This is a genomic window from Streptomyces sp. NPDC033178 (assembly GCF_055577685.1).
In genome coordinates this window covers 541,654-558,268 of sequence record NZ_JBVIPT010000004.1, presented here as the reverse complement: position 1 = coordinate 558,268, position 16,615 = coordinate 541,654, and the positions used below count along the sequence as shown (strand labels likewise).

At 71.3% G+C, this 16,615-nt stretch carries 13 protein-coding genes; 10 read left to right on the top strand and 3 right to left on the bottom strand.

What is annotated here, in order from left to right; all coding sequences use genetic code 11:
• The first annotated feature begins 1,287 nt into the window (after positions 1 to 1,287).
• From ACZ5VQ_RS13235 to ACZ5VQ_RS13200, 8 genes are all read left to right on the top strand, one after another.
• The gene (locus ACZ5VQ_RS13235; RefSeq protein WP_469104947.1) at positions 1,288 to 1,554 is read left to right on the top strand and encodes a hypothetical protein; all 267 of its coding nucleotides are present in this window, start codon (positions 1,288 to 1,290) and stop codon (positions 1,552 to 1,554) included.
• 115 nt (positions 1,555 to 1,669) lie between these two features.
• Positions 1,670 to 2,095 carry a phage tail protein gene (locus ACZ5VQ_RS13230; RefSeq protein ID WP_143640083.1) on the top strand — a complete coding sequence of 142 codons (426 nt, stop codon included), beginning with the start codon at positions 1,670 to 1,672 and terminating at the stop codon, positions 2,093 to 2,095.
• Positions 2,096 to 2,109: 14 nt separating this feature from the next.
• The gene (locus ACZ5VQ_RS13225; RefSeq protein WP_362071765.1) at positions 2,110 to 2,832 is read left to right on the top strand and encodes a CIS tube protein; all 723 of its coding nucleotides are present in this window, start codon (positions 2,110 to 2,112) and stop codon (positions 2,830 to 2,832) included.
• A complete protein-coding gene (locus tag ACZ5VQ_RS13220; protein ID WP_469104946.1) occupies positions 2,832 to 4,709 on the top strand; it encodes a VgrG-related protein in 1,878 nt (625 codons plus the stop codon). The genes ACZ5VQ_RS13225 and ACZ5VQ_RS13220 overlap by 1 nt, the downstream gene beginning before the upstream one ends.
• A 141-nt stretch (positions 4,710 to 4,850) precedes the next feature.
• Positions 4,851 to 5,282 (top strand): GPW/gp25 family protein, encoded by a 432-nt coding sequence (locus ACZ5VQ_RS13215; RefSeq protein WP_143640485.1) that lies wholly within the window; start codon positions 4,851 to 4,853, stop codon positions 5,280 to 5,282.
• Complete coding sequence (locus ACZ5VQ_RS13210) at positions 5,282 to 7,240, top strand: putative baseplate assembly protein (protein WP_469104945.1); 1,959 nt, start codon at positions 5,282 to 5,284, stop codon at positions 7,238 to 7,240. The genes ACZ5VQ_RS13215 and ACZ5VQ_RS13210 overlap by 1 nt, the downstream gene beginning before the upstream one ends.
• Before the next feature lie 49 nt (positions 7,241 to 7,289).
• On the top strand, positions 7,290 to 7,847 hold the full coding sequence (locus tag ACZ5VQ_RS13205; RefSeq protein ID WP_469104944.1) for a phage tail protein: 558 nt from the start codon (positions 7,290 to 7,292) through the stop codon (positions 7,845 to 7,847).
• On the top strand, positions 7,844 to 9,850 hold the full coding sequence (locus ACZ5VQ_RS13200; protein ID WP_469104943.1) for an NADase-type glycan-binding domain-containing protein: 2,007 nt from the start codon (positions 7,844 to 7,846) through the stop codon (positions 9,848 to 9,850). The genes ACZ5VQ_RS13205 and ACZ5VQ_RS13200 overlap by 4 nt, the downstream gene beginning before the upstream one ends.
• Positions 9,851 to 9,953: 103 nt before the next feature.
• Here the strand turns inward: ACZ5VQ_RS13200 and ACZ5VQ_RS13195 are convergent, their stop codons facing one another.
• From ACZ5VQ_RS13195 to ACZ5VQ_RS13185, 3 genes are read right to left on the bottom strand one after another with little or no spacing between them, the layout of a single operon-like run.
• The gene (locus ACZ5VQ_RS13195; protein WP_469104942.1) at positions 9,954 to 10,679 is read right to left on the bottom strand and encodes a twin-arginine translocation signal domain-containing protein; all 726 of its coding nucleotides are present in this window, start codon (positions 10,677 to 10,679) and stop codon (positions 9,954 to 9,956) included.
• Between the two features lie 7 nt (positions 10,680 to 10,686).
• On the bottom strand, positions 10,687 to 11,007 hold the full coding sequence (locus ACZ5VQ_RS13190; protein WP_143640073.1) for a hypothetical protein: 321 nt from the start codon (positions 11,005 to 11,007) through the stop codon (positions 10,687 to 10,689).
• A gap of 29 nt (positions 11,008 to 11,036) precedes the next feature.
• A complete protein-coding gene (locus tag ACZ5VQ_RS13185) occupies positions 11,037 to 13,235 on the bottom strand; it encodes a glycoside hydrolase domain-containing protein (RefSeq protein ID WP_469104941.1) in 2,199 nt (732 codons plus the stop codon).
• 491 nt (positions 13,236 to 13,726) lie between these two features.
• Between ACZ5VQ_RS13185 and ACZ5VQ_RS13180 the strand changes: the two genes are divergently transcribed.
• The gene (locus ACZ5VQ_RS13180) at positions 13,727 to 15,019 is read left to right on the top strand and encodes an FG-GAP repeat domain-containing protein (protein ID WP_469105030.1); all 1,293 of its coding nucleotides are present in this window, start codon (positions 13,727 to 13,729) and stop codon (positions 15,017 to 15,019) included.
• On the top strand, positions 15,019 to 16,497 hold the full coding sequence (locus ACZ5VQ_RS13175) for an FG-GAP and VCBS repeat-containing protein (protein WP_469104940.1): 1,479 nt from the start codon (positions 15,019 to 15,021) through the stop codon (positions 16,495 to 16,497). The genes ACZ5VQ_RS13180 and ACZ5VQ_RS13175 overlap by 1 nt, the downstream gene beginning before the upstream one ends.
• The last annotated feature ends 118 nt before the right edge of the window (positions 16,498 to 16,615 follow it).

The following is a 16,615-nucleotide window of genomic DNA, read 5'->3' as shown; positions in this document are numbered from 1 at the left end:
AGGGCGGCCGCCGCCACCGCCACGACAGCCCATGCCGACGGCCGAACCTCTGGCCCCGGCAGCCCGATGGCCCCGGCCTCCACGGCAGGGAAAGCCCCCGCCGCGAACTCACCTGCCTCCGGCCCCAGTCGGGGTGGCCCCACCGCCTCTGCGACCCCCGCTGCCGAGCCGGTTTCTCCCAACACGTCGTCGGGTGCGGGCCCGCGCCCGGTGCAGCGGAGTGCCTCCGGCCCGGCCCGGCGCCTGGGCCTCGGTGCGCCGACCTCGGGGAACGTGCCCACCACCGGTTCGGCGACCGGACTCCCGGGGCCGACGACCCGGCCCCCCGTCGCCTCGACCACCCCTCCGGCCTCGAACCCTTCGGCTCCGCCGACCGGCACGGCCGCGGGCACCCCCGCCGTGCAACGCGCCACGGCGACCCGATCCGGCGCGAGTCCGACCGCACCAGCGAGCCCGGCACTCCCTGTCGCCCCGGCCACCCCCACACCCACCCCCACACCCACCCCCCGCCAGCGCCCCCTGCTCGGTGCACCCCTCTCCGCCCCGCCCCCGAACGCGGAACCCCTCTCCGGGCTTACCTCTCCGGGCAGTTCGGGTGTTGCCGGGCCGCCCGCCGTCCAGCGTGCGGTGACAGCGCGGCAGGGGAAGGCACCGGGCCGTACCCCCGGACCGTCGGCCACCCCGATCCACGGCGCTCCCACTCCCGTACAGGCGTCACCACCCCACCGCCCGCCGGCCGTACCCCTGCGGACCCCGGCCGCCAACGCCCCCGCCGTGCAACGCGCCACGACGATGCCCTCCGGCGCGGGCAGCCCGGTGCCCGCCCCGACAATTCAGCGCGCATCCGCGCCCGAGCCCGCGTCCATGCCCGCCGCAGGCGCTCCCTTCCGCAGCCTGACCCCCGCTCGCGCCCTCGCCCCCGCCCCGACACCCGCGGCAACCCCCGCAGGTCCACGCCGGGCAACCCCCGTAGCCGTCCCGCTGCGCCGGACCTCGTCCCCTGGCACCGGGCCCGCGGTGCAGCGGGCCGTGGCCCCCAGCACTCCCGTCGGCCGTGCCGTGCCACTCCTCTCGGCCGCCAAGTCCGGTTCCGGCACGGCCGCGCCCCTAGTAACCCCCAGGCCGACGACCTCGCAGGCGTCACCGCAGGCAAGTGCCCTTTCCACCAAGCCTGTTGTCCAGCGCCATGCCTCCACCACAACCCACGCACCTGCCCCCGCCCCCATCCCCGTACAACGGGACACAGGCGGTCCGCCCCAGCCGGCGCCCGCCAGGACCACCACGGCCGTGTCGGCGGTCTCGGCACACGGGACCTCTTCGCGCGGCTCGTCCGGGTCCGGCTCCGCCAGTGACCCGCCGCACACGCACGACGCCGACGAACCCCTGCCCGGGTACACCCCGGTCGCCAAGGGCCAGTTCGACCCCCGTTCCCTGACCGACTTCCAGCTCGACGAGCTGACGCACAGGCTGATCGGCCGGATCACCCGGCTGGTCCGCACCGAACTGCGGCTGGACCGGGAGCGGATCGGCAAGCTCCGCGACCCCCGCCGCTGACCGGCGGCCACCAGGCACCCATCCGGCACCCACCCGGCGCCCGACACCGACGAGCACGACCCGCACCGCCCCGCACCACCCCGCACGACCGACGTCCGCAGAAAGGCCGCCCCCGATGTCCCGCGATCTCGACCCGGGCTCCACCATCTTCTTCACCCTGACCATCGACGGCGAGAGCCTCGGTTACTTCAACGGGTGCGAAGGGCTCTCGTCCGCGGTGGAGATCGAGCAGCACCAGGAGGGCGGCAACAACGGGTTCGTGTGGCAGCTTCCGTCGCGTGTCACGTTCTCCAACATCCGGCTGACCCGCCCGCTGACCCCGGACACCACCAAGGTCGCGGCCTGGATCTCCTCCGTGACGACCGGGGTCAAGCGGCCGACCGCGCAGATCGCCGCGTTGCGGGCGGACGGTTCGGAGGTGGCCCGCTGGGGGCTGATCGACGTACTGCCGGTCAGCTGGCAGGGCCCCTCCCTGGACCCGGCCAGCCCGGCCGTCGCCACGGAGGTCCTGGAAATCACCCACCACGGGTTCACGGACTGAGGGGGCGGCACCACATGGCAAAGGGAAGCAAGGGCGCAGGCAAGAGCCTGGTACGCGCCACGCTGGCGATCCACGAGCCGCCGGTCGGCACCAGCACCACCCCGGGCGCTCTGATCAAGACGTTCAAGCTCGACTTCAACCCGGCGCAGCTGACGCTGAGCCGCCGCGCCCAGTGGAAGACGACGCCCACCGCGGCCGTACGCGACGGCAACGTCCCGGAGTTCATGGGTCCCGAGCCCCGCGAGATGACGGTCGAGATCTTCCTGGACTCGTCCCTCGATCCGAACAGCAACTCGGTGCTGAAGAAGGTGGAGTCCCTGATGGCCTGCTGCGAGGTGACGGCGAAAAGTATCGCCGCGAAGCAGCCCTCGCCGCCCTGGGTGGTGTTCCAGTGGGGCTCGTTCTCCACGGCCCGCTTCACGGCGTACGTGAGTTCCGTGGAGGCGACCTACTCGCTGTTCGGCACGACGGGTGTGCCGATCCGGGCCACCTGCCAGGTGACGCTGCACGAGATACCCAGCAAGGCCAAGGGGCAGAACCCGACCTCGGGCGCGCTCACCGCGCAGCGCGTGCACCGCGTCGTCGCGGGCGACTCGCTGCAGTCGCTGGCCTGGCGCGAGTACGGCGACGCCGCCGCGTGGCGCGCCATCGCCGAGGTCAACGGCATCGACAACCCGGCCGATCTGCCGTCGGGCACACAGCTCCTGATGCCCTCGGCCGAGGAGGTGCGTTCCTGATGGTCCAGCCCGCGTACTCCACGCTCATCCAGGTCACCATCGACGGCAAACCGCTCCCGCCCGACTACGCCCCGATGCTCGTCGACGGCTGGGTCGACCAGGGCGCCGGGGTGCCCGCCGCGTTCCGGCTCACCTTCCGGGACCCGGACCGGGAGATCCTCTCCAAGCTGGGCATCAGGTTCGGCAGCAAGGTCGTGCTCACCCCGATCGCCGACGGCAAGGGTGCCGCCGATCCGCTGCTGACCGGCGAGGTCACCGGTCTGGAGGCGGACTACGACGGCACCGGCACCTTCACCGTCGTGCGCGGCTACGACGCCGGGCACCGCCTGGTGCGCCGGCGCCGGGTGGCCGCGTACAAGAACCAGAGCGCCTCCGACATCGCCCGCAAGCTGGCCAAGGAGGACGGTCTCCAGCTCGGTGTGATCGGTTCGACGAAGACCGTGTACGAGTTCATCAGCCAGGCCAACGTCACCGACTGGGACTTCCTCTCCCGGCTCGCCGACGAGAACGGCATGGTCATGTCGGTGAACGCCAAGGGGAAGTTCGAGTTCGCCAAGCCCAAACCGGCCTCCGGGGCGCCCGCGGTCGGTACGGACGGGGACAAGAGCCCCTTCGTCCTCCAGGCCCGCCGGGACATCCTGCGGCTGCGGGCCGCCGTCACCGCCGCCGACCAGGTCGGCAAGGTCCAGGCGCGCGGCTGGGACATCACCACGAAGAAGAAGCTCACCTCGATGTCGCTCGCGACCAAGAACCCCGGTGTGAGTATCGGCACCGCTCCGGGCGAGGCCGCCAAGAAGTTCAAGACCTCCACGCTCGTCGAGACCGGCACGCCCTACGACAAGCAGGCCGAGGTCAAGTTCGCCGCGGAGTCCCTCTCCGACGACGTGACCTCCTCGTTCGCCGAACTGGAGGTCGCCGTGCGCGGCAACCCCAAGCTGCGGCCCGGCGTTCCGGTCACGCTGTCCGATGTCGGGGACCCCTTCCAGGGCAAGTACACCGCCACGTCCGTACGGCACGTCTTCGGCGACGGGCAGCACTACGAGAGCTGGGTGACCTTCAGCGGACGCCAGTGGCGCTCGCTGTACGGGCTTGCCTCCGGGGGCGGTCCGTCCGCCGAGCCCCGGATGCCCGGCGTGGCCAACGCGATCGTCACCAACGTCCAGGACCCGGACAAACAGGGGCGGGTCAAGCTCCAGTTCCCCTGGCTGGACGACCAGTACGAGAGCGACTGGACCCGGGTGACGCAGTGGGGCGGCAAGGGCGGCGGCGGGATCTTCCCGCTGGACGTGGACGACGAGGTCCTCGTCGCCTTCGACCGGGGCGCGCTCGACCACCCCTTCGTCATCGGCGGCCTCTACAACGGCAAGGACAAGCCGACTCCCGTCACGGACGTCCCGCTGCACGACGGGCTGCGGAAGAAGGCGATCCGGCACACCCTGTCCGACCGGCAGGGCAACCGTGTCGACCTGCTCAGCCAGACCACCGGCACCCGTAAACAGGGCGTACGCGTCGCCAGTGGTGACGGCCGTCTGACCATCAACCTCGACCGCACCAAGACCGAGATCACCGTGGACAGCAAGGGCACGGTCAGCATCACGGGCAGCAGATCGGTGTCGGTGGAGGCCGGCACGGACCTGACGCTGAGCGCGCGGCGCAGGTTGACCATCAAGAGCGGCGGGCTGCTCAACATCCAGGGCAGGAACGTCAACGTCAAGTCGCTCGGCGGGGCCGTGGCGGTGGACGCGGTGGGTGCCCTCAGCCTCAAGGCGGTCGGGACCGTCCAGGTCAGCTCCGTCGGCCAGGTGGGCATCCGGGCCGTCAACGTCGACCTCATGGGCCTCGTGACGGTCAACAAGAAGCCGTACCCGATCCCGTGACGACCGAGACGTACACCGAAACCGCGAGCGGAACCGGAAGCACAACCGCAATCGCGACCGTGCGAAGCAGAACACCGCGAAGCAGCACCACAGCACAAGAAGCAGCACCGAGACCACGAGGAGAAGGCGGGTGGCCCACTGATGGCCGAGCAGTTCGTCGGATCGGGCTGGGCCTTCCCGCTGCGCATCGGCCCCACCGGGGGCATCGCCCTGGTCAGCGGGGAGCGCGAGATCGAGGAGGCCATCCGGCTCGTACTGGCCACCGCGCCGGGCGAGCGGCCGATGCGCCCGGAGTTCGGCTGCGCCATCCACGACCTGGTGTTCGCCCCGGTCAACGAGGCCACCGCCGGCCGCATCCAACACGAGGTCTACACGAGCCTCGACCGCTGGGAGCCGCGCATCGAGGTGAGCGACGTCGAGGTGACCGCCGGCCGCGAGACCGAGCAGGGCGTGCTCTTCATCGACGTCCGCTACTCGATCCGCGGCACCAACAACCCGCGCAGCCTGGTCTTCCCGTTCTACGTCATCCCCTCCCACGACGAGCCCGACCCGGCTCCCGAAAGCGACCGCTGATGGCCCTGCCCTCCCCGAACCTCGACGACCGCCGCTTCCAGCAGTTCGTCGACGACGCCAAGCGCTACATCCAGCAGCGCGCCCCGGAGTGGACCGACCACAACGTCTCCGACCCGGGCGTCACCCTGGTGGAGACGGTCGCCCACATGGCCGACCAGATCGTCTACCGGCTCAACCGGGTGCCGGAGAAGAACCACCTGGCGTTCCTGGATCTGGTGGGCATCACGCTGTTCCCGCCCTCCGCGGCCCGTACGGACGTCACGTTCTGGCTCTCCGCGCCGCAGGAGGAGCCGATCCTCCTGCCGGTGGGCACCGAGGTCGCCACCACCCGCACCGAGAGCGAGGAGGCCGCGGTCTTCGCCACCGAGCACGAACTGACCGTCGTGCCCTGCGAGTTGCGGCATCTCGTGGTCCAGAAGAGCGGTGAGCCGGTCGCCGACCGGACCGCCGACCTCGCCGAGGGCAAGGACGTCATGTGCTTCTCCGAGGCCCCGCGGCCCGGCGACTGCATGCTGCTCGGGCTCAGTGCCGCCGTGCCGCACTGCGCGGTCGGGATGGAGCTGGACAGCCGCGTCGACGGTGTCGGTGTGGACCCGCGGCAGCCGCCGCTGGTCTGGGAGGCGTGGACCGAGGACGGCTGGACCGAGTGCGAGGTCGACCGGGACGGCACCGGCGGCCTGAACCGGCCCGGCGAGGTGGTCCTGCACATCCCCGGCGGGCACACGCTGTCCCGCACCGGCGGGCAGGAGGCCGGCTGGCTGCGCTGCCGGGTCACCGAACCGCTGCCCGACCAGCCCTTCTACACCACCTCCCCGACCGTCCGCTCCGTGGACGCGTTCACCCTCGGCGGCACCACCACGGCCGTACACGCCGAGACGGTGTACGACGAGGCGCTCGGCGAGTCCACCGGCCTGCCCGGCCAGCGGCTGCGCCTCGCCCACGCCCCCGTGGTCGGCGACACCCCTCCGGTGCTGCTGCAGACCGCCGAGCACGACGGCTGGACCGACTGGGAAGTAGTCCCGTCCTTCGCCGCCTCCACCCCGCACGACCGGCACATCACCCTGGACGCCGCCACCGGTGACATCGCCTTCGGCCCGGCGGTACGGGAACCCGACGGCACCCTGCGCCAGTACGGGGCGGTGGCACCCAAGGGCGCCGTCATCCGCGCCCTGCGCTACCGCACCGGCGGCGGAAAGACCGGGAACGTCGCCCGAGGCGCCGTCCAGGTGCTGCGCACGTCCGTCCCGTACGTCTCCGAGGTCGTCAACCGGGAGGCCGCGCGCGGCGGGGTCGACGGCGAGACGGTGGAGGAGGCGAAGACCAGGGCGCCCATCACCCTGCGCGCCCAGGAGCGGGCGGTGACCCTGCGCGACTACGAGGAGCTCGCCCGCCGGGCCGCCCCCGAGACCGCCCGGATCACCTGCCTGGAGGGCGACGAGGGCGAGCACGGGGCGTACGCGGTACGGGTGTTGGTGGTTCCCCAGGCCGTACCCGACCCCGGCGGCCGGCTGCGCTTCGAGCAACTGGTGCCCGGCGACGCGCTGTTGCGCCGCATCACCCACTACCTGGACGAACGCCGCCTGATCGGTACGCGGTTGGCGGTGGGCCCGCCCTTCTACCAGGGCGTCACGGTGGTCGCCACAGTGCACGCGTTCCGCGGCACCGACACGGACCGGGTCCGCCGCCAGGCGCACGACGCCCTCTACCGGCACCTCGACCCGCTGACCGGCGGTGCCGACGGCCGTGGCTGGCCCTTCGGCCGTCCCGTGCAGTCCGGCGAGGTCTTCGCCGTGCTCCAGCGCGTACCCGGCGTCGAACTGGTCGACGAGGTCCAGCTCCACCCGGCGGACCCCCTGACCGGCAAACGCGGCGAGGCGACCAACCGCATCGACCTCCAGCCCCCGTCCCTGGTCTTCTCCTTCGACCACCGGGTGCGCGTGATCGGGGACCGGCCGTGAGGGCTACGCCCCCGAAGGGGCGCGGCGCCGTATCGAGAGGCGGCCACCCATGAGGGGCTCCGTCGACGGGCTGGGCTCGTCCGCGCCCATCGGGATGATGCTGCCCGCCGTGTTCGCCGACGACGACCTGGCACAGCGGTTCGTCGGCGGGCTCGACGACGTGCTCGCGCCGATCCTGGCCGTCCTGGACTGCCTGGACTCCTACTTCACCCCGGCCCTGGCCCCGGTGGACTTCACCCGGTGGCTGGCGGGCTGGGTCGGCGCGGAGACCGACGGCACCGAGCCCGACGACCGGCTGCGCGCGGCCGTCGCCGCCGCCGCGTATCTGCACCGGGTACGGGGCACCAGCCGCGGTCTGTCCGAGGCGATACGCCTGGTCTTCGGTGTGCCCCCGGAGATCACCGAGAGCGGCGGCGCCGCCTGGAACGCCCGGCCCCTCGGCCCGGTGCCCGGCGACCGCAGCCCGCGTCTGCACGTCACGCTCCGCCTGCCCGACCCGACCCGGGCCGACGAGCACCGCCTCGACAGCCTCGTGGCAGCCGCCCGCCCCGCCCACATGCCCTACACGGTCCAGGTGACCGCCGCCGAAAGGACTCCCGAGAGATGACCAGCCAGAACTCCGGCACAGGACGGGAGCCCGCCCGCAGTTGCGCCGAATGCGGCACCCGGGCGGAGCCCGGCCAGTCCTTCTGCGACTCCTGCGGTGCGGTACTCGGCTGGTCCGGGGGCCCGGACCGGGCCGACGCGGCCCGCCGGGACCCCGTACGCGCGGAGGCCGCCGCACCGGCGCGGGACTCCGCGGCCGGGGGTGCCGGCGGGTCCGGCGGGTCCGGCGGGTCCGGCGACCAGCCGGGATGGGACGCGTTCGCACACCCCGGGGCCGGAACGGGTACGGCCCGTACGGGCCACGACCCGGCCGTCGCGGCAGCGCCCGGACCGGGCAGCGGCCGACAGGGAGAGGACGGGGCCGGGTGGCCGGACGCCGGCTCCGCCGCTCCGGGGACCGGCGTCCGCCTGGCACGGAACCCCGGTCCCCGGCCGGGCGACGAGAACGCCGCCCACCCCGCGGGCCGGCCCGGTGACGGCGAGGCCGCCGCCGCTTGGTCCGGTGCACGACACACGGACACCGCGCCCGACTCCGAACGGGCGGCCTGGTCCCGGCAGTCGGACGGCGCGGACAGCTCGGGGAGTGCCGGGACACGGCAGTCCGACGGCGGGGACGGTTCCAGGCGTGCCGGGACACAGCAGCCGTACGGCACGGACAGCTCGGGGAGTGCCGGGACACACCAGTCCGACGGCGCAGGCGGTTCCGGACGTCCCGGGACGCAGCAGCCGTACGCCGCGCCCGCGGGCTCCGGCGCTGCACCAGCCCCTCTGCCGCGGCACGACCCCTCGGCTGCCGCGCCGGACTCCGCCCCCGCGGCGTCCACCGGTGCGGGGTCGGCGGGACTCCAGGAGTGGGACACCAACTCCCCCGCCGCTCCGGCCTCCTACGGTTCCCCCGACCTCTCCCCCGGCGCGAGGGACAACGCCCGCCCGGACACCGGCCCCGATACCCGCCGGGGCACTCATCCGGACATCCACCCCGACGACGACGCCGACACCGAGCCGGTGCCGACCACCGGGGGCCGGGGCCACCACCCGTCCCCCGACTCCACCCACTCCGCCCACTCCACAGGTTTCTCCGGGTCCACCGACTCCTCCGACTCCACCGCCGAACGGGCCAGGTCCCTCCTCATCCCGGTGAGCGACCCGGAACCCCGCGCGCCCGCGTCCCCCGCCGTCGCACCCGTGCTGCCCGGCCGCCCGGTCGCGAACCGCCCCCAAGTCCGTGCTCCTGGACCGGAGTTCGGCCCGCAGGGCGGCACCCCCTGTCCCTGGTGCGCCACCCCCAACCTCCCCGACCGGCACTACTGCGGCCGCTGCGCCATGCCGATGTCCGGCGGCGGGCCGGCGGCCCCGGGCCGGCAGCCCTGGTGGCGCCGGATACCGGGCTTCGGCGTCGTGCAGACCCCGTGGGCCGGCGACCGCCCCCGGCTGCGCCGCGGTTTCGGCGCCGTCATGAACTGGGTCGTCGGCGGCCTCGTACTCGCCCTGATCATCACCCTCGTGCTCAACATCGGCGCCGGGGTGGACGCGACCCGCGACCACTTCGCCAAGCGCGCCGCGGTGGGCCCGGACAGTGTGAAGGCGTCGCGCTCCTATCCCGGTCACCCGGCGCAACGCGCCTTCGACAAGCTCAGCAACACCTGGTGGGGGCCGGGTGTCTCGGGGACCGGTGAGGGGCAGTGGCTGGAGGCCCGGTTCGCCCAGCCGACCCGGCTGCTGGACCTGGTCATCACCTCCGGTGTGTCGACCCAGCCGGACAAGCTCTCGCAGTCGGCCCTCCCGCACCGCGTCGAGGCCCTGATCACCACCGCCGACGGCAAGAAGACCACCCGGATCATCAACCTGGACCAGAGCGCCGGCGGCCAGCGGCGCAAGTTCCGGGTCGGGGCGGTCTCCTCGGTGCGCTTCACCGTGAAGTCGGCCTACGCCACCGACGCCAAGAAGCAGGTGTCCATCGCGGAGATCGAGTTCTTCACCCGGTCGAACAGCAACAGCTCCTGACGGGCGGGGCGGCCGAACCACCCGATACGGCACGACATGACACTGGCCGCCGAGCATGCTCGGCGGCCAGTGCGGGAAACACCCCTCACCGCATGAGGCCGGTTCAGTCCTCGCGCTGGGCGCGGGCCAGCCGCTCCGCGCGGTCGCGCCGGGACGGGGACTGGACGTTCACCGTGATGCCGGCGCCCTCGCCGGGCGTCGCGTCCCAGCCGCGCAGCTTGTCGGCGACCTTCGTCACGCGTACGTCGTCCGGTCCGGCGTCGATGTAGAACAGCGACTCGTTCACCTCGTCGTCGTCACCGCCCCAGCGCACCACTCCCTCGCAGTCGGCGAGGATGTCACGCAGCGTCAGCTCCTGGAGGGGGAAGAGCCCGCCCTTCGCACTGGCGCCCGGCCGGATGCGTACCGCGGTGCCGGAGGCGAGGTTCGACTCCGGAAGGGCCTTGCGCAGCTTGCCGATCCCCTGCCAGCCCGCCAGGTCGATGCGGCTGACCTGCTCGACCTCGTAGTGGAAGCGGCGGATCACGTGGACGAGGATCAGCTCCACGTCCCCGATGCGGACGTCGACCTCAAGTCCCGTACCGGCGACCGGACGTGTCCACACCGTGGAGACGTGGTTCGCCTCCTTCTCAAGGGGCCATCCGTTCGCGGACGTCGGGAGCTTCTTGGGCGCGCTCGGCGGCCCGCTCTTCGCGGTCTCCTTCGGCGCGGCAACAGCCGTGCCCGGTACGACGGAGCCCAGGGCGGCCGCGGCACCGATCACCGTGGCGCTCTTCACCACGGCACGCCTCGTCATGTCGTTCTGCATGTCGTTCTGCACGTGTTTCATCCCTCTCTCATAGAACGATCATGAGCGCGAACGACGGCACAAGGGTCATCAGGACACTGACCGGCCAGTACACGCGGGGTTCCAGGGCCGACCTGCGCCGCAGCGGGCGGTTGGCGAGCCACCAGACCAGGCCGAACAGCAGCAGCACCGGCCCGCCGACCAGCAGCCAGGGCAGCATGCCGTCGTTCTCCGTGGGCTCGCCGACGGTCCAGCCGAGCGCCTTGAGCGGCCAGTTGACCGCGAAGTACGACAGCAGCCACACCGGAACGACACCGGGGACTCCCAGCAACAGGTTCACGCCCAGCACGGCCGGCAAGGACTTCCGCATGTGCCCAGTATTCACGCCCATGATCGGGGTCACTTGCTGCGGGACAGCTGGTTGTAGCTCTCGAGAACGTTGTAGAGACCGATGAGTTCGCGGCCGTACTGGGCGGCGTCGTCGCCGGTCCCGTTGTACCGGGCCAGCAGGGCCTGGGTGTCGGCGAGGCTGGTGGTCAGGCTCGGGCGGGGCTTGTTCAGCTGGTGCGCGTTGTAGACCGTCAGATAGGCGACCGACCGGATGTTGTAGGTCGGGTCCTCGTTGAGGTCCTTCCACACCCCCGGGATGTCGTCGTCGGTCAGCGGGCTGCCGTTGATGATGCCCTGCTGCATGCAGTAGTTGCGGGCGTCGATGGTCACCCAGGCGAAGATCTGGCCCCAGCCGGTGCTGCAGTCGTCGTCCAGACCGGCCTTGACCGCCTCGTCGGCGGCGACGTCCAGGGGGTTCATCTTGCGCAGCTCCCACAGGACGGGAGCCTGGATCAGCGCCTTGCGGAGCTTGAGCTGCCGCGCCAGCGACGTGAACAGCCAGTCCGCGCTCAGCACGAGTTCGTACGCCTTGGTGGTGGAGATGCCGCCGAGCGTGGCCCAGTCCGAGTCGGTCCAGCCGTCGCCGCCGGTCTCCGGGACGCCGATCGACTCCAGGTAGGTCTTGACGTCCGTCAGCATCGGGGCCTGGTAGGCGTCCTTGTCGAGGTCGACGTCCACGCCGTCGGTGTAGCCGCCCGGGTCGAAGTCGCCCTGGCCGGTGTCGCGGCCCGAGGCGATGTTCTTGTCGATCTCGATGGAGCCGGTGCCCGAGCCGACGGTGATGGTGGCGATCTGGTCGAACGCCCAGTTCGTCGGCATCGGGTAGCCGAGGTTCCCGGAGAAGCCGCTCGACATGTCCGACACGAAGCTCGTCGCCGAGTACCCGGCGTCCGCGATGCGCTGGCAGACGTTGCGCGGTCCGTAGACACCCACGCCGTAACTGGAGTTCTCGCCGATGGTCCGCATCACGCCGCGGAAGTGCGGAACGATGTACTCGGTGACCTCGCCGTCCATCGCGTCGTAGTCGACGGCGAAGTAGATGATCGTGCCCGGCTTGAAGCCGTGGTACTGCGCCCAGTCGATCGCCTTGAACGCGTCGCTGGTGCCCTGGTTGTAGCTGAAGTAGTCGGCCGAGCGGCTCCACGTCTGGAAGATCGGGAAGCAGCGCAGCCCGGCCTCCTTGATCGTGGCGAGCTCGCCGGGCTGGATCTGCTTCTCCGGCAGGCTCGTGGTCGACGGGTTGAAGAGATACCGGCCGATGTACTGGTAGCCGGCGGCCTTCAGGGCCTGCGCACGCGGCGGCGTGATCATCGTGACGCCGTCGCACGCCGTGCCCGGGCGGGACTGGTCGCCGTAGGAGACGAGCAGCGAGGCCCATGTCGGGAAGTCGCCGTTGCCGGTGACCGGGAGTTTCACGAACGACTGAAAGCTCTCCACTCCGGACTGCACCGTCGAGGTGAAGTTCCCGAAGGGCACATTGCGCTTGTTGAGGATCATGGCCGCGGTGAACAGCTGTGCCCATACACCGGTCGTGCCGTTGGAGACCGTGTGGGACTTCAGACCCGACTGGGTGCCGGGCCCGAAAACGCCGTTCGCGGTGCCGTCGGCCATCCCCAGCTCGTACTGGATCGCGAACAGCATCGACTTCGCGACGTCACGGGAGTGGTAGCCGTCGCAGGGGATGACGTAGAAGTCCTTGCGGAGGATGTAACGGCCGTTCAGCCACTGCTGGATGGACCGGATGGTGTCCGATCCGCCGCCGATGGTGACGTAGGCGTCCATGTTGAACAGGCCCTTGACGACTTTCGGCCACAGGGAGCTGCCGGGGTACGTGGCGCTCACACCCATGTTCTGGTTGAGCTTCTCGACGGCTGCCTTGACGCGGTCGTTGTACTTGCCGTCGATCTCGCCGCCGTCATAGCCCTTGCAGTAAAGGGCGGACTGGATGATGCGGGCGAAATTCGCCGAGGGGACCGTCGTCTCGTCCAGCTTGCCGTACTTCGAGCCGATCGTGGCCAGCGTGGTCGGGCCGAAGGAGTCCGACAGGGCGGTGATGCCCATCTCGTACTGGAGCGCTCTGGTCAGGGCGTACATCACGGGCCAGCCGGTGACCCCGTTCTCGTCCAGTTTGGATATGCCGAGTGTCGCGCCGTTGTTGTACGTGGTGTTCACGAACCGCTGGGCGAGACGGACCATCTCGTCGGCCATGAGCTGTCTCCTACGGAAGGCGAGTTGGCAAAAAAATAGGGTGCCGACGGCACCGACAGGAAATGTTCTTTGGCGCCGCCCATTTCTGCAAGCCATTACATCGGCGCGCCCGACTCCGGGTCGTTGCCAGACCTTTACCCGAATCCCTACAACCGTGACAGGCGACACACGACCGGCCCGCGCCCCGATGTTTCACCCTTCACGGATCTCCGAAGACCTTCGAAGGAAACTCGGCAATGCCACCAATTCAGGCATGTGGACAATTTGCCCCTTCGGGCCGCAGCGCACTCAATTCAGGGCGGATCAGCACGACCATCCGGAAGGCTGCATTCCGCATGCCTGAAGGTCACGAATTCAGCACGAACACCTCAACGTGTTACCACCATTTACCCTCGGCTCGAACAAGTGCATGATGACCGGCGTTGTTGTTTCCGGGTCGGATGAGGTTCACGGTGCGTGGGCGAAGAGTTGGTACGCGGATTGTGGCGGCCCTGACCGGATGCGTCCTCGGCGGCGGCCTCGCCGTCGGATGCGGCCCGACCGCCGACAGCGGCGACGGGCACTCGGCGGGAAAGCGTGAACCCCTCACCGTCGCCAAGGCCCCTGCTCAGCTCCCCGTGCCGCTCGGCAAGGGCAGCGAGGCGGCCGACGACTTCAACGGGGACGGGCACCCGGACCTCGTCCTCAACGATCTCGTGAAACGCGACAGCCACGGCGACGACGCCGGAATCGGCGTCGTCTACGGATCGGCGCGCGGACTCGCCCCCGGCGCCCGGCAGTTGCTGAGCGCAACCCGCAACGCGGCCGCCACCAAGGGGCAGTTGCCCGCGGTCTTCGACGCCGAGGCGAGCTGCGACCTCGACCGGGACGGGTACACGGATCTCGTCGTCTCGACCGACCCGCCGTTCGACGGGCAGGGCCGGCCACCGGTCCCGCTGCAGATCCTCTTCGGCTCGGCCCGGGGCCTGGCCGGCAAGGCGGTCAAGCTGGCGATTCCCCCGCAGGCACGTTTCGGCAACGACTGGCCGGACCAGCCGGTGTGCGGGGACTTCAACAGCGACAAGGCCGAGGACCTCGTCGTGCACGCCTCCGACGGCCGGCTCAGCTATCTGCGCGGGCCGTTCACCCGCAAGGGCGCCCCGAAGGCGGCCGGTGTGCCGCTCGCCTCGCCGGGGAACGTGCCGACACCACCGGCCGTGGATGTCGACGGCGACGGTTACGACGACCTGCTCGTCCGTACCGCCGAGGGTTCCGCCGCCTCCGCGTCCACGTCCTACCTCGTCCCGGGCGGACCGGCCGGGCCCGCCGGTACCGAGGTCGCCCTCCCGACCGGTGTCGACGTGGCGTTCGGCCGGTTCGGGAAGGGCAAGGGGCTCGACGCGGCGATCGGTTCGATGAAGGGGACCGCCCTGCGGTACGACGTTCCGGGCACCCTGCGCGGTGAACTCGACGTCGCCGGTACCGTCCTGGACTCCGGGGACTTCGACGGCGACGGGATGAGCGAACTCGTCTCCAGCGGTTCGGAGTTGCGGGTCCTCAAGGGCCGTACGACGGGTCTGTCCAGGGCCGGGATGGTGACCGTGCCGCCGCCGGCCCGGGGGACCACCCGCGTGCTCAAAGTGGCCGACCTCGACGGGGACGGGCGGGCCGAGCTGGTCGTGCGCACGTATCGCGGGGACACGAAGGACACGATCGCCGTGTACCCGGGCACGAAGCAGGGCCTGCTCGCACGGGAGCCCGAACTCACCTTCTCCACCTCGGAGTTCCTGGGCATGGAGAGCTGATGCGACACCGTTCGAGGACCGGTCCTGCGGCGGTGGCCGTCGCCCTGGTCGCGAGCCTCGCCGTGGGGTGCGGGGGTGACGGCTCCGCGGACCGGCCCGGCAGCGGGCAGAAGAGGCCCGCCGTCGGAAAGCCGTCCGACAACCCGGACCCCGGGGACTTCAACGGCGACGGCCACGACGACTTCGCGACCGTCGTGTACTCGGAGTCCAAGGACAAGAAGCGGTACGCCGAGACGCTGACGGTCGTCTACGGCTCCCCCGACGGCCTCAACCCTGCCTCCGCACAACGGACTCCGGCGAGCCGGAAGACGGGCGAGAAGGGCGCGGGCTTCGTCTCGCGCCCGCTGCGCACCGACCTCGACGGCGACGGCTTCACCGACCTGGTCGTGGGCCGCGGGAAGGCCGGCGCCCCGCTCGGGACCCTCGCCCTCTTCGGCGGCGCCCGCGGTCTGGGCAAGGCCGCTGAACTGGCCCTGCCCGACGGCTTCCAGCCGCGAGCCGCCGCCGACTTCGACGGGGACGGTTCCGTCGACCTGCTCGACGGCGGACACGGCGGTACGGGCGACCCCAACGGAACCGGGCCGGGCACCGACGGGCTGCTGCTGTACGGCCCCTTCGACCGCACCGGCACCCCGAAGCGGCAGGCTGTCCTGGACCTCGACCAGCAGGGGTACGCGACGCCCGAATCGGCCACCACCGGCGACTTCGACGCCGACGGGAAGGCGGAGGTGGTGTTCACGTACGACTTCGACGCGGAGGAGGACGAGAGCGCGCCCGAGGGCCTGCACATGGTCGGCTACTACGAGGGCGGCGCGGACGGACTCGTACGCGACCCCGCGCTCGAACCGCGCATCAGCAAGGCGGTGGGCACCTTCGAGGGGCCGCGTACGCCCGCCGCCGGTGACGCGGACGGCGACGGCGTCGACGATCTGCTGCTGCCCACGCAGCTCGCCGTGGCGCCGGCGGACATGCCCGCGGAGGGCGGTGCGCTGACCATCCTGTACGGGGCCAAGTCCGGGCTCGGCAGCGGGCGTTCGGAGTCCGTCATCGAGGGCGAGGGCGGGGAGAAGCGGCGGATCGACTTCGGGTCGTCGCCTGCCGTCGGGGACGTCAACGGTGACGGGAAGCCGGATGTCGTCGTGAACACGCCGGGCTATCGGGGCCACGACGGGAAGGTGACGTTGTTGCCGGGTGGGGCGTCGGGGGTGCCGTCCGCGGATGGCGAGCAGGCCGTCGATCCCCTGACCGACGGGTTGCCGGGGACGCCCAACCCGTACAAGTGGAACGAGTTCGGCTATCAGCCGCCGTTGCTGGATGTCGACGGCGACGGGCATGACGATGCGGTGGCGTTCGGGCCGTTGTGGGAGAAGCGGGCGGGGGCGTTCCTGGTGTTGCGGGGGGCCGATGAGGGGTTCGACGCGGGGAAGGTGCAGCTCCTTACGCCGGGGGAGCTTGGAGTGCCGCTGCGGTTGAAGTGAGCGGACGGGAACCACTGCGGCGGTCGTGTGTTGGCTGCGGGCCGGATGTGGCTGGTCGCGCCCACGCGGCGGAGCCGCACAATGTCACAGCCCCGCGCCCCTAAAAGCCAAGGCCGCC